Origin of the sequence: Enterobacter cloacae complex sp. S3, from assembly GCF_014930495.1 — a bacterium.
GTDB classification, from domain to species: domain Bacteria; phylum Pseudomonadota; class Gammaproteobacteria; order Enterobacterales; family Enterobacteriaceae; genus Enterobacter; species Enterobacter asburiae_B.
The window spans coordinates 96,614-110,206 of sequence record NZ_JADBRD010000014.1; the positions used below are offsets into that span (position 1 = coordinate 96,614).

Annotated in this window: 13 protein-coding genes; 7 read left to right on the forward strand and 6 right to left on the reverse strand. The window is 55.1% G+C overall.

What is annotated here, in order from left to right; translation table 11 throughout:
• Window positions 1-43: 43 nt before the first annotated feature.
• The 5 genes from queF to xni all read left to right on the forward strand — a co-directional run bounded on the left by queF (window position 44) and on the right by xni (window position 6,478).
• Window positions 44-886, forward strand: coding sequence for an NADPH-dependent 7-cyano-7-deazaguanine reductase QueF (gene queF, locus IM317_RS07265; protein WP_033146430.1), 843 nt, complete (start codon window positions 44-46; stop codon window positions 884-886).
• A gap of 116 nt (window positions 887-1,002) precedes the next feature.
• Window positions 1,003-2,367: a nucleotide 5'-monophosphate nucleosidase PpnN gene (gene ppnN / locus IM317_RS07270; protein ID WP_023309027.1), complete on the forward strand. Its 1,365-nt coding sequence runs from the start codon at window positions 1,003-1,005 to the stop codon at window positions 2,365-2,367.
• 514 nt (window positions 2,368-2,881) lie between these two features.
• Complete coding sequence (locus IM317_RS07275) at window positions 2,882-4,177, forward strand: HAAAP family serine/threonine permease (protein WP_029741560.1); 1,296 nt, start codon at window positions 2,882-2,884, stop codon at window positions 4,175-4,177.
• A 65-nt stretch (window positions 4,178-4,242) separates the two neighbouring features.
• On the forward strand, window positions 4,243-5,610 hold the full coding sequence (locus IM317_RS07280; protein ID WP_033146431.1) for an L-serine ammonia-lyase: 1,368 nt from the start codon (window positions 4,243-4,245) through the stop codon (window positions 5,608-5,610).
• 112 nt (window positions 5,611-5,722) lie between these two features.
• Complete coding sequence (gene xni / locus IM317_RS07285; protein WP_033146432.1) at window positions 5,723-6,478, forward strand: flap endonuclease Xni; 756 nt, start codon at window positions 5,723-5,725, stop codon at window positions 6,476-6,478.
• 54 nt (window positions 6,479-6,532) lie between these two features.
• On the opposite strand, the gene rlmM is transcribed toward xni, so the two are convergent.
• The 4 genes from rlmM to IM317_RS07305 form a co-directional block, all read right to left on the reverse strand.
• The gene (gene rlmM / locus IM317_RS07290; RefSeq protein ID WP_023309030.1) at window positions 6,533-7,633 is read right to left on the reverse strand and encodes a 23S rRNA (cytidine(2498)-2'-O)-methyltransferase RlmM; all 1,101 of its coding nucleotides are present in this window, start codon (window positions 7,631-7,633) and stop codon (window positions 6,533-6,535) included.
• Window positions 7,626-8,021 (reverse strand): DUF423 domain-containing protein, encoded by a 396-nt coding sequence (locus tag IM317_RS07295; RefSeq protein WP_023309031.1) that lies wholly within the window; start codon window positions 8,019-8,021, stop codon window positions 7,626-7,628. Before IM317_RS07295 ends, rlmM begins: the two co-directional genes overlap by 8 nt.
• Before the next feature lie 39 nt (window positions 8,022-8,060).
• A complete protein-coding gene (gene gcvA / locus IM317_RS07300) occupies window positions 8,061-8,978 on the reverse strand; it encodes a glycine cleavage system transcriptional regulator GcvA (RefSeq protein ID WP_023309032.1) in 918 nt (305 codons plus the stop codon).
• A gap of 349 nt (window positions 8,979-9,327) precedes the next feature.
• Window positions 9,328-9,555 (reverse strand): YgdI/YgdR family lipoprotein, encoded by a 228-nt coding sequence (locus tag IM317_RS07305; protein WP_008499648.1) that lies wholly within the window; start codon window positions 9,553-9,555, stop codon window positions 9,328-9,330.
• Window positions 9,556-9,747: 192 nt separating this feature from the next.
• On the opposite strand from IM317_RS07305, the gene csdA reads away from it, so the two are divergent.
• Window positions 9,748-10,953, forward strand: a complete 1,206-nt coding sequence (csdA, locus tag IM317_RS07310) for a cysteine desulfurase CsdA (protein ID WP_033146433.1) — start codon at window positions 9,748-9,750, stop codon at window positions 10,951-10,953.
• The gene (gene csdE / locus IM317_RS07315; RefSeq protein ID WP_033146434.1) at window positions 10,953-11,399 is read left to right on the forward strand and encodes a cysteine desulfurase sulfur acceptor subunit CsdE; all 447 of its coding nucleotides are present in this window, start codon (window positions 10,953-10,955) and stop codon (window positions 11,397-11,399) included. The genes csdA and csdE overlap by 1 nt, the downstream gene beginning before the upstream one ends.
• On the opposite strand, the gene tcdA is transcribed toward csdE, so the two are convergent.
• Both tcdA and mltA read right to left on the reverse strand, forming a co-directional pair.
• Window positions 11,390-12,196, reverse strand: coding sequence for a tRNA cyclic N6-threonylcarbamoyladenosine(37) synthase TcdA (gene tcdA / locus IM317_RS07320; protein ID WP_033146435.1), 807 nt, complete (start codon window positions 12,194-12,196; stop codon window positions 11,390-11,392). The genes csdE and tcdA overlap by 10 nt on opposite strands.
• 75 nt (window positions 12,197-12,271) lie before the next feature.
• Window positions 12,272-13,369 (reverse strand): murein transglycosylase A, encoded by a 1,098-nt coding sequence (mltA, locus tag IM317_RS07325; protein ID WP_033146436.1) that lies wholly within the window; start codon window positions 13,367-13,369, stop codon window positions 12,272-12,274.
• Between the last annotated feature and the right edge of the window lie 224 nt (window positions 13,370-13,593).

Here is a 13,593-nt window from a genome sequence, read left to right on the forward strand (position 1 = left end):
ATAAACTCAGGCCATAAGTGTACCTGTAAAGTGGCTATGAAACATGTCTTACGAAAATCATCAGGCGTTAACCGGCTTAACGCTGGGGAAATCGACCGATTACCGCGATACCTACGATGCAAGCCTGCTGCAGGGCGTGCCGCGCAGCCTGAACCGCGATCCTCTGGGCCTGCATGCGGATGCCTTGCCGTTTGTCGGCGGTGACATCTGGACGCTGTACGAACTCTCGTGGCTTAACGCGCGCGGTCTGCCGCAGGTGGCGGTGGGCCACGTTGAGCTGGATTACGCCAGCGTTAATCTCGTGGAATCCAAAAGCTTTAAGCTCTATCTCAACAGTTTTAACCAGACAAAATTCAGCAGCTGGGACGACGTTCAGCACACCCTGGAACGTGATTTAAGCGCCTGCGCGCAGGGAAAGGTGAGCGTTTCACTGTATCGCCTGCACGAACTGGAAGGGCAGCCGGTCGCCCATTTTAACGGGACCTGCATCGACGATCAGGATATCGAGGTGGACAATTATGAATTCAGCGCCGATTACCTCGAAAACGCGGCGAGCGGAAAGGTGGTCGAAAAGACGCTGGTCAGCCACCTGCTGAAATCCAACTGCCTGATCACCCACCAACCGGACTGGGGTTCGGTGCAGATCCAGTACCGAGGCCCGAAAATTGACCGGGAAAAGTTGCTGCGCTACCTGGTGTCGTTCCGCCATCACAACGAATTCCACGAGCAGTGCGTGGAGCGTATCTTTAGCGATATTCAGCGTTTCTGCCAGCCAGAAAAACTGAGCGTTTACGCGCGCTACACCCGCCGTGGCGGTCTGGACATCAACCCGTGGCGCACCAACACCGATTTTGTGCCAGCAACGGGGCGGCTGGTGCGTCAGTAATATAAATATTTTCACAATATGCGCGGTATCTTCCGCGCTTTAGGTTGTGAAACGTCACGCGCCAGGGCTATTGTAATCAACAGGGAAAGACGATAATCGTCCCGTAAGGAGCTCACTTGATTACACATATTAGCCCGCTTGGCTCAATGGATATGTTGTCGCAGCTGGAAGTGGACATGCTTAAGCGCACGGCCAGCAGCGATCTTTATCAACTGTTTCGTAACTGTTCACTTGCCGTACTGAACTCCGGAAGCCTGACAGATAACAGTAAAGAACTGCTGTCCCGCTTCGAAAGCTTTGATATCAACGTGCTGCGCCGCGAGCGTGGCGTGAAGCTTGAAGTCATCAACCCGCCGGAAGAGGCCTTTGTCGACGGCCGTATCATTCGTTCACTTCAGGCTAACCTGTTTGCCGTGCTGCGTGACATCCTGTTTGTTAACGGGCAGATCCACAACGCAGGCCGTTTCCAGCATCTCGACCTGGAAAGCTCGGTCCATATCACCAACCTGGTGTTCTCCATTTTGCGTAACGCCCGTGCCCTGCACGTTGGCGAAGCGCCGAACATGGTCGTCTGCTGGGGCGGTCACTCCATTAACGAAACCGAATACCTTTATGCGCGTCGGGTGGGCACCCAGCTCGGCCTGCGCGAGCTGAATATCTGTACCGGCTGCGGTCCGGGTGCGATGGAAGCGCCAATGAAAGGTGCCGCAGTGGGACACGCGCAACAGCGTTACAAAGAGGGACGGTTTATCGGCATGACCGAGCCGTCGATCATTGCCGCTGAGCCGCCTAACCCGCTGGTTAACGAGCTGATTATCATGCCGGATATCGAGAAACGTCTTGAAGCGTTTGTCCGTATCGCCCACGGCATTATCATCTTCCCGGGCGGCGTGGGGACAGCGGAAGAGCTGCTCTATCTGCTGGGTATTCTGATGAATCCGGCCAACAAAGATCAGGTTCTGCCGCTGATCCTGACCGGTCCAAAAGAGAGCGCCGACTACTTCCGCGTGCTGGACGAGTTTATCGTGCACACGCTGGGCGAAGCCGCGCGTCGTCACTATCGCATCATCATTGACGATGCCGCGGAAGTGGCGCGCCAGATGAAAAAAGCGATGCCGTTGGTAAAAGAAAACCGTCGCGATACCGGCGATGCGTACAGCTTTAACTGGTCAATCCGTATCGCGCCGGATCTGCAGATCCCGTTCGAGCCAACGCACGAAAATATGGCGAACCTGAAACTCTATCCGGACCAGCCGGTGGAAGTCCTGGCTGCCGATCTGCGTCGTGCCTTCTCCGGGATTGTGGCGGGCAACGTCAAAGAGATGGGCATCCGCGCTATTGAACAGTACGGTCCGTACAAGATCCACGGCGACCCGGAGATGATGCGTCGCATGGACGACATGCTGCAGGGCTTTGTCGCTCAGCACCGCATGAAGCTGCCGGGCTCAGCCTATATTCCTTGCTACGAAATCTGCACATAACGCTCAACAGCATCTCATCAAAGCCGGGTCGCCCTGTTGCGCGTCCCGGCTTTTTTTATTACGAGGTAATTCATACGCATCACTTATGTCTTTTACAAACTATGCGCAAACGCAAACGATTACCTTGTTTTTTCAACCGTAAATTATCAGCCTTAATCCAAATTACCTGCAAGAAAATACTAAAAACCCATTTCTTTACAGCTAAAGACACCTATATCACGGGCCAGTCTTTCAGCTCACATGTCGTTGGTGGTAGCCTTCGCGCCCGTAAATTCTCTTTGACGTTTTTTTAACAGATAAATGGTCTAAAGATGCCCACATCATAAGTGGATTATTGCATTTGGGATCAGGATCACTGATAGATTCATAACTAGAATGTATCTTTCCGCCCGCCAATAGTTACGGGCGAAAATTATTAAAAAACCGTCACTGAACGAATTTCATATTACCGTCAGGCACTTTTTCATCGGATTTGACTAAAAACCTGACAATTTGCTTCCTCCAGGAGATACAGATGGAAACCACTCAAACCAGCACCGTTGCTTCGATTGAATCCCGAAGTGGTTGGCGCAAAACGGATACCATGTGGATGCTTGGCCTTTACGGCACAGCAATCGGCGCTGGTGTACTGTTCCTTCCTATCAACGCAGGCGTCGGCGGTCTGATCCCGCTGATCATCATGGCTATCATTGCTTTCCCGATGACCTTCTTCGCACACCGCGGTCTGACCCGCTTCGTGCTGTCCGGTAAAAACCCGGGCGAGGACATCACTGAAGTTGTTGAAGAGCATTTCGGCGTTGGCGCAGGTAAACTGATTACCCTGCTCTACTTCTTCGCGATTTACCCTATCCTGCTGGTCTACAGCGTGGCGATCACCAACACCGTTGAAAGCTTCATGATGCACCAGCTGCACATGACGCCGCCGCCGCGTGCGATTCTGTCGCTGATCCTGATCGTGGGCATGATGACCATCGTTCGCTTCGGTGAGCAGATGATTGTGAAAGCAATGAGCGTACTGGTCTTCCCGTTCGTTATTGCTCTGATGGTACTGGCTTGCTACCTGATCCCACAGTGGAACGGTGCAGCGCTGGAAACCCTGTCCCTGAGCAGTGCATCGGCAACCGGTAACGGCCTGCTGATGACCCTCTGGCTGGCAATTCCGGTGATGGTGTTCTCCTTCAACCACTCTCCAATCATCTCTTCTTTCGCTGTGGCGAAACGTGAAGAGTACGGTAATGGCGCAGAGAAGAAGTGCTCCAGCATCCTGGCGCGCGCTCACATCATGATGGTACTGACCGTAATGTTCTTCGTCTTCAGCTGCGTACTGAGCCTTTCCCCGGTGGATCTGGCGGCAGCGAAAGAGCAGAACATCTCTATTCTGTCTTACCTGGCGAACCACTTTAACGCACCGGTCATTGCGTGGATGGCACCAATCATCGCGATTATCGCCATCACCAAATCCTTCCTGGGCCACTACCTCGGCGCGCGTGAAGGCTTCAACGGTATGGTGATTAAATCTCTGCGCGGTAAAGGCAAGAGCATTGAAATCAACAAGCTGAACAAAATCACTGCGCTGTTCATGCTGCTCACCACCTGGGCGGTAGCAACGCTGAACCCAAGCATCCTGGGCATGATTGAAACCCTGGGCGGCCCGGTCATCGCGATGATTCTGTTCCTGATGCCGATGTACGCGATTCAGAAAGTCCCTGCTATGCGCAAGTACAGCGGTCATGTGAGCAACGTGTTTGTGGTTATCATGGGTCTTATCGCAATCTCTGCGATCTTCTACTCCCTGTACACCATGTTCTGATTATCACCCGCGCCGTCTTCGGATGGCGCACTCCTCCCTCTCTGACTGAAAGCAATGGACGCATCATGATTAGCGTATTCGATATCTTCAAAATCGGTATTGGTCCTTCCAGCTCTCACACCGTCGGACCAATGAAAGCCGGTAAGCAGTTCACGGATGACTTGATTGCACGCGGCATCTTGCATGACATTACCCGCGTGGTTGTCGATGTATACGGCTCGCTTTCCCTGACCGGGAAAGGCCACCATACCGATATCGCCATTATCATGGGCCTGGCGGGAAACCTGCCGGACACCGTTGATATTGATGCGATCCCTGGCTTCATCCAGGATGTGAACACCCACGGTCGCCTGCTGCTGGCGAACGGTGAGCATGAGGTTGAATTCCCGGTTGACCACTGCATGAATTTCCATGCGGACAACCTGTCGCTGCACGAAAACGGCATGCGCATTACCGCGCTGGCCGGCGACAAAGCGGTATACAGCCAGACGTATTACTCTATCGGCGGCGGTTTTATCGTCGACGAAGACCACTTTGGTCAAACCAATACCTCTTCTGTCGAAGTGCCGTATCCGTACAAAACGGCGGCGGATCTTCAGCGTCACTGCCAGGAGACGGGCCTTTCCCTCTCCGGCCTGATGATGAAAAACGAGCTGGCACTTCACAGCAAAGAGGAGCTCGAACAGCACTTCACTAACGTCTGGGAAGTGATGCGCGGCGGTATCGAGCGAGGGATCACCACCGAGGGCGTTCTGCCGGGCAAGCTTCGCGTGCCGCGTCGTGCTGCTGCGCTGCGCCGTATGCTGGTGAGCACCGACAAAACGACGACAGACCCGATGGCCGTCGTAGACTGGATCAACATGTTCGCGCTAGCGGTGAACGAAGAGAACGCTGCCGGGGGCCGTGTGGTCACCGCGCCGACTAACGGCGCCTGCGGTATCGTTCCGGCGGTGCTGGCGTACTACGACAAGTTTATCCGTGAAGTGAACGCGAATTCGCTGGCGCGCTACCTGCTGGTCGCCAGTGCGATTGGTTCGCTGTATAAGATGAACGCGTCTATTTCCGGTGCGGAAGTGGGCTGTCAGGGTGAAGTCGGCGTGGCGTGCTCCATGGCGGCGGCGGGTCTGGCCGAACTGCTGGGTGCAAGCCCGACACAGGTGTGCATTGCTGCGGAAATCGGCATGGAACATAACCTTGGGCTGACCTGTGACCCGGTTGCCGGACAGGTACAGGTACCGTGCATCGAACGTAACGCGATTGCCTCCGTGAAGGCGGTGAACGCGGCACGTATGGCGCTGCGCCGCACCAGCGAGCCGCGCGTCTGTCTCGATAAGGTTATCGAAACCATGTACGAAACCGGTAAAGATATGAACGCCAAATACCGCGAAACTTCTCGCGGCGGCCTGGCGATGAAGATCGTGACCTGCGATTAAGCCCCTCAGGAAGCCTCGTTTTGCGAGGCTTCTTCCTGTTTTCCCCACCATTCATAGTTTCACGCTGCTGACAGTGTTACCCTTCACGCATGAGATAGAAGGGAGATTATCTGTGGCCGTTCATTTACTTATCGTCGATGCTCTTAACCTGATCCGCCGTATCCATGCGGTACAGGGGACGCCTTGTAAAGACACCTGTCTGCACGCGCTGGAACAGCTTATTCGCCACAGTGAACCCACCCACGCGGTCGCGGTATTTGATGACGAAGCCCGCAACACGGGCTGGCGACACCAGCGTCTGCCCGACTACAAAGCCGGACGCGCCCCGATGCCGGACGATCTTCACGCTGAATTGCCCATGCTGCGCGCTGCATTTGAACAGCGGGGAGTTCCCTGCTGGGGTGCACAGGGAAATGAAGCCGACGATCTCGCGTCCACCCTGGCCGTAAAGGTGGCAAGCGCCGGACATCAGGCCACTATCGTTTCAACTGACAAAGGCTACTGCCAGCTGCTTTCTCCGACTATCCGCATTCGCGACTATTTTCAAAAACGCTGGCTGGACGCGCCGTTTATTGCCAGCGAGTTCGGCGTCTCGCCTGAGCAACTGCCGGATTACTGGGGGCTGGCAGGCATCAGCAGCTCTAAGGTTCCGGGTGTCGCCGGTATTGGGCCGAAGAGCGCCGCGCAGCTGCTGAAGGATTTTCAGAGTCTGGAAGGGATTTACGCCCGTCTGGATGAGGTGCCAGAAAAGTGGCGCAAGAAGCTGGAGGCGCATAAAGAGATGGCGTTTATCTGCCGGGAAATCGCAACGCTACAGACGGATTTACAGCTGGACGGGAATTTACAGCAGTTGAGATTAGAGCGTTAACGCTTTTCTGTAGGCCCGGTAAGCGTAGCGCCACCGGGCAAAACAAAGCACGTACTATCGCTCGTCGCGACGTCCGCCAACCGCAGCCCACCAGCGACGAATATGCACCGTCACCTCTTCACGGTCGTGATACAGCTGACGCGCCTGGATCTCCACGTTAATACCGTGCTCGTCCATCTGCTCCTGAATGTAGGCCAGGTTCTGCGATACTTCCTCATAGCGCTTTTTCATCGGCAGCTTGAGGTTGAAAATGGTCTCACGACACCAGCCGTTCACCAGCCAGGAGGCCATCAGCGCGGCGACTTTTGCCGGCTTCTCAACCATATCGCACACCATCCACGAGATGTTGTTACGGTTCGGGCGATAGCGGAAACCGTCTTCCCGCAGCCAGGTAACCTGCCCGGTGTCCATCAGGCTTTGCGCCATTGGACCGTTATCAACGGACGATACCCACATATTGCGTTTCACCAGCTGATAGGTCCAGCCGCCCGGGCAAGCGCCAAGGTCGACGGCGTACATGCCGTTTGCCAGACGCTCATCCCACTCATCTGCCGGGATAAAAACGTGGAACGCCTCTTCCAGCTTAAGCGTGGAACGGCTTGGCGCATCGGACGGGAAGCGCAAACGCGGAATACCCATAAAGAAGGGAGAGTTGTTGGTGGTGTACGAATAGCCTGTATAGCAGCAGCCCGGTGCGATAAAGAAGATATGCACCACCGGACGCTTCGGCGTTTCGTAGTTCGTCAGCACGCCCGCATCACGCAGCGCCGCACGCAGCGGCACGGTGAACTTACGGCAGAACTTCATCAGCTCTTTACTTTCGTTGGTATCCGCCACTTCAACGCGCAGATCGCCGCCCTTCTCCACCACGCCCTGCAGCATGCCGACAATAGGCGTGATGCGGTCTTCCGGCGGAAGATCCTTCAGCAGCTCACCCGCGACAAACATCTGGCGAGCGAAGATCAGCGAGCTGAACGGCAGCTCGCGCGCCAGCTTGTCCGCGTCTTCAGGCTGATAGCACTCGAAAACCACATAGCCCGCGTTTTCTTTTACGCGGGCAAAGCCGAAGACTTCGCGCTTCGCCGCTTTATCGGTAATTTCCGCGGCGCACTCTTTCTCAAACCCCGGGCGACAATATAAAACAACCTTATTCATGAACAACGCCCTTGCGTTTCAGACGGATAGCTCCGATAAACATTAATACCCAACCCGCCAGGAAGCTGAAGCCGCCGACAGGTGTAACGAACGCCCACAGGCGCAGATGTGAGAGCGCAAGGCAGTACAGGCTACCGCTAAACAACACGGTACCCAGCGCCATAAACACGCTGCTCCAGTAAAACCAGATACTGATACGACGCTGCATCGCCACCGCCAGCCCAAAAATAGCCAGCGTGTGGAACGCCTGATATTCAAGGCCGGTCTGGATCCAGCCCATCTCTACTGCGCCTAAAGACTTGCTTAATACATGTGCGCCAAAGGCGCCCAGTGCAACAAAAATAAAGCCACTCACCGCGGCAAAAATCAGCATGAATCGGCTGGTCATGTTTAAGTCCTGAGTTGATGCGTGCCCGGCACACAAACGTTATTGCTCATACCTGAAGCGGAATTTTTCTTGCTCGGTTGCCGCTTTCGCCAGTATCCACTGCCGGAAGGCGGCTATTTTACCCAGTTCTGCCTGACTGTCATGACAAACCAGATAAAACGCATTCTTGCTGACCAGTACATCATTAAAAGGGCAAACCAGGCGGCCTGCCTCAATTTCGGACTGGGCCATGACGTTGTTCGCCAACGCCACGCCCTGCCCGTGAATGGCAGCCTGTAACACCATCGCACTGTGGCTAAAAATGGGTCCCTGCTGCACGTTAATATGTGTAAGACCTAATTGACGGGTATAAGTTTGCCAGTCGCGGCGAGAGGCATCATGCAAAAGCGTATGCTGAGCCAGATCGGCGGGTGACTTCAGCGCCTTCTCACCTGTTAACAGCAGGGGAGAACAGACCGGCAGGAGATATTCTGCGTATAATTTTTCAACGCGCAAGCCCGGCCAGTTACCGCGACCATAAAAAATGGCGACATCCACGTCATCGGCCAGCTTGTCCTCCTGACGATCTACCGCCTGGATTCGAACGTCGATCCCCGGATAAGCTGAGTTAAAGCTTGAGAGTCTTGGCACCAGCCAATGAATGGCAAAACTGGGCAATAAACTGACGGTCAGAGCACCTTTTGCACTGCGAGCCTGCAGCTTACGCGTGGCTTCCGTAAGCTGGGAAAAAATCTCTTTAATATCCTGAAAATAGCTCTGCCCCTCTTCGGTCAACAGCAACGAACGGTTGCGTCGACGAAACAGCTTAAGGCCCAGAAAATCCTCCAGAGACTTGATTTGGTGACTTACTGCGGCCTGTGTCACAAAAAGCTCATCTGCTGCGCGGGTAAAGCTCAGATGACGTGCTGCTGCATCAAAAACTCGTAATGCATTAAGAGGTGGCAATCGCTTTGACATGGTTATCTGGCTTAGATGTTAACGGATTTTAACAAACAGGAAACAACGTTTAACCTATTAGTTTTTTTTATCTGAGCCATTATAATTTGTCCGTTGAGGAACTACCAGCAAATACCTATAGTGGCGGCACTTCCTGAGCCGGAACGAAGAGCTTTTTTCGGAATGCGTGTTCTGAAGGGCTTTTGGCTTACGGTTGTGATGTTGTGTTGTTGTGTTTGCAATTGGTCTGCGATTCAGACCACGGTAGCAACGCTACCAATTTTTCACTTCCTGTACATTTACCCTGTCTGTCCATAGTGATTAATGTAGCACCGCCAATTTGCGGTGCTTTTTTTTCGCCTGCGATCTGTTAATGCTCGATCTCTTTCATCTCTTTCACGTCCGTGCGGTTGATCTGCTGCTTGTTCCCGTTAGCATCTTTGTACGAAATCATCCCGGTATCATTATCGGTAGTCGGTTTCCCTTCCGAAACGATAGAACGACCATCGTTGGTGTGCATCACGTAGTTGTTACCGGAACAGGCGCTCAGGGCAAAAGTAAACGCACAGGCAGAAATGATTGCAGCTGTCTTATTCATGATTATTCTCCTTTAGCAATTAATGCTATTCAAACCTCGATTTATAACAGGCTAAAACATCCGCCCAACACTATTTAGCATAACCTGCTTTTTTGAGGCCGTAAGGATAAGCAGACAATTCTGATAGATATCAACCTCCTTGCCCTGCCGCTGAAATTGCGCGACGATCGCTATATTGAAATGAGGAATCCCATGAACGCTTTCAGTCCTGCGCAGTTCCGCGCACAGTTTCCGGCCCTGGCCGATGCCGGTATTTACCTGGATAGCGCCGCCACCGCCCTTAAGCCACAGGCGGTGATTGAGGCCACGCAGCAGTTCTACAGCCTGAGCGCCGGGAACGTGCATCGCAGCCAGTTTGCCGAAGCGCAGCGATTAACCGCGCGCTATGAAGCCGCACGCGATCAGGTCGCACGCCTGATCAATGCCGAAAGCGGGAAAAACATCGTCTGGACGCGCGGCGCGACCGAAGCCATCAATATGGTGGCCCAGTGCTACGCGCGCCCGCTGCTTCAGCCGGGCGATGAGATCGTCGTCAGCGAGGCGGAACATCACGCCAACCTGGTGCCATGGCTGATGGTGGCAGAGCAAACGGGTGCACGCGTGGTGAAGCTTCCACTGGGTGCAGACCTTCTTCCCGACGTTGCCCGTCTCCCAGAGCTGATTACCCCCCGCAGCCGCATTCTGGCGCTCGGACAGATGTCGAACGTCACGGGTGGTTGCCCGGACCTGGCTCAGGCTATTCGCATAGCCCATGCCAGCGGGATGGTGGTGATGGTCGACGGCGCTCAGGGCGTGGTGCATTTCCCCGCTGATGTGCAGGCGCTTGATATCGATTTCTATGCCTTCTCAGGACATAAGCTCTACGGGCCAACCGGTATTGGGGCGTTGTACGGCAAGCCAGAACTGCTGGCAAAAATGACGCCGTGGCTCGGTGGCGGCAAAATGATCACCGAAGTGTCGTTCGATGGCTTCAAAACTCAGGATGTTCCCTATCGCCTGGAGGCCGGTACGCCGAACGTGGCGGGGGTGATTGGCTTAAGCGCAGCGCTGGAGTGGCTGGCAGAAACAGACATCGTTCAGGCAGAAAGCTGGAGCCGGGGGCTGGCGACGCTGGCAGAGGAAGAGCTCAAAAAGCGCCCGGGTTTCCGCTCGTTCCGCGTTCAGGACTCAAGCCTGCTCGCCTTTGATTTTGCGGGCGTTCACCATAGCGACATGGTGACGCTGCTGGCCGGGTACGGCATTGCCCTGCGTGCCGGACAGCACTGCGCCCAGCCGCTGCTGACGGCGCTTGGCGTTAACGGTACGCTGCGCGCCTCGTTTGCGCCGTACAATACCCAAAGCGATGTCGACGCGCTGGTTGCCGCCGTTGACCGCGCCCTTGAAATACTGGTGGATTAATGACTAGCGCTGCTTTAGCCGGACATCCGTTTGGCACGGTCATCACAGAAGAGACCTTAAAACAGACCTTCGCCCCGCTCCAGCAGTGGGAAGATAAATATCGACAGCTGATCCTGCTGGGTAAACAGCTCCCGGCCCTTTCAGACGATCTTAAAGCACAGGCGAAAGAGATTGCAGGCTGTGAAAACCGCGTCTGGCTGGGCGTGAGCGTCTCCGGCGGGAAGCTGCACTTCTTCGGCGACAGCGAAGGCCGCATCGTCCGGGGCCTGCTGGCCGTATTGCTGACCGCTGTGGAAGGGAAAAGCGCGGCGGAATTGCTGGCACATTCGCCGCTGGCGTTATTTGATGAGCTGGGGCTGCGCGCGCAGCTCAGCGCCTCGCGCGGTCAGGGGTTGATCGCGCTCAGCGACGCGGTACTGGATGCCGCACGTCAGGCTCAGGCCTGACGTTCCGCCTTCGCCAGCATTTTCTTGAGGGCGTGAGACACCGCCACAAAGCCGAAGGAGGCGGTCACCATGGTGGCCGCACCAAAACCTGAGGCGCAATCCATTCGTTTTGGCCCTTCCGCCGTGCTTTTCATCGCGCAGACTGAGCCATCCGCCTGCGGGTAGACCAGCGCTTCGGTCGAGAACACGCAGTCGACGCCGAGCTTGCCTTTGCTGTTCTTCACCACGTTAAAATCGCTCTTCAGCCGCTCACGCAGCTTGGCCGCCAGCGGATCCTGGATCGTTTTCGCCAGGTCGGTCACCTGGATCTGCGTCGGATCGATTTGCCCGCCCGCACCGCCCGTCGTGACCAGCGGCACCTTGTACCGACGGCAGTAAGCGATCAACGCCGCTTTTGGCCGCACGCTGTCGATGGCGTCAATCACATAGCTGTAGCCTTTGCTCATGTACTCCGCGACGTTATCTGCCGTCACAAAATCATCAATCACCGTGACCCGACATTCCGGGTTTATCAGGCGAATACGATCCGCCATGACCTCAGACTTCGCCAGGCCGACGTTATCGCGCAGGGCGTGGATTTGACGGTTGGTGTTGGTGACGCAAACGTCATCCATGTCAATCAGCGTGATTGCGCCAATACCGGTTCTCGCCAGCGCTTCTGCCGCCCACGACCCCACACCACCAATGCCCACGACGCAGACGTGCGCATCCGCAAACAGCTGCAGGGCTTTTTCACCATATAAACGTGCCGTCCCGCCAAAACGCTGGCGCCAGGCGTCGCTGATTACCACAGACATAAAACCTCAGATGTAAAAAGGGTGAGGTTTTCCTCACCCTGAACAGTAATCCGTATTGCGCTCAGAATACCACAATCAGCCGCTGAATACGTTTCCAGCTCCCGGAGCTGCCTTCAGTACCCACACGCGTCCGTAGTGGTTATACCAGCCCGCGCGATGGCCTGCGTCAGGGCCAATGCCCTGATAGATGTCAAAGTGCTGGCCTTTAATCGCCCCGCCGACGTCCAGCGCCACCATCAGACGCAGCTCATACTGACCGTTGAACTTGCCGTTATTGTCCAGCAGAGGAACCTCAGCCAGCAGCGTGGTGCCTGCAGGAATAATCGAACGATCCGATGCTACCGACGCGCGGCCAATCAGGGGAACTGCACTCGCTCCTTTCACCGGCGCGAAGTTTTGCGGTTTGAAGAAGACGAACGACGGGTTCTGCTCCAGCAGCTCGCGCACCTCGGCTTCGCTGTGTTTCTCGCCCCACTCGCGGATCGCCTGCATCGACATATCTTCTTTCTTCACTTCACCGCGGTCGATCAGCACTTTACCGATGCTGCGATAGGCGTGGCCGTTTTTACCGGAATAACTGAAGAAGTTAAGCGGCGACCCGTCGCCAAAATCAATGTAGCCGCTGCCCTGAACGTCCATGATGAAGTTATCCATCAGGGAGTTGCTGTAGGCCAGAACGTAGTTTTCGCTCAGCGCACCGGCGTAGATCTCAGCGCGAGACGGCAGACGACCGCGTTTTGGCGGCATACGATAGATAGGATACTGGAACTCGCCCTGACGCGAGTGTCGTGCCTGGATAACCGGGGTGTAGTAACCGGTAAACTGGACGTTGCCGTAGTTATCGGCCCCTTCCATCTGCCAGGCGTCGATACCAAACTGGCGCATGTTGCGCGTATCGCCGCCTGCTTTAAGCCAGTCCTGGACCGCGTTATACACGCTACTCTGGGCGCCATACAGACGCGGCGACGCGTTGCGGATCTGGTAGACCTGCTCGGAGAAATCACCGGCATTAATCGGTGCGCCGACGGCATCAGGCTGATTAACTAAAGAGAAAGGCTGGGATAACTTCCCGTCTTTATACTGTTGACCGCGATCGGTCGGTTTGGAAGAACAGGCCGCAAGAATCGCTACCATTGCGCCCGCCATCAGATACTTCGCCCAACGTCCTTTCATTATATCTCGTCTTTAAGTTGCCCATTTCCGCGTGATGAAGATAACAAACCGCCAGGGCTAATGAAATGCGATCGCATGCCCTTTGGCAAATTTTGCGCAAAAAATAGTCCGAACAGAGCCATGTCGTTCAATTTGCATACAAAATCATGATTTATGTGAAAAAGGGGTTGCATCACAAACCTATCCGAGTATAGTGCGCATCCACGGACGCGGGGTGGAGCAGC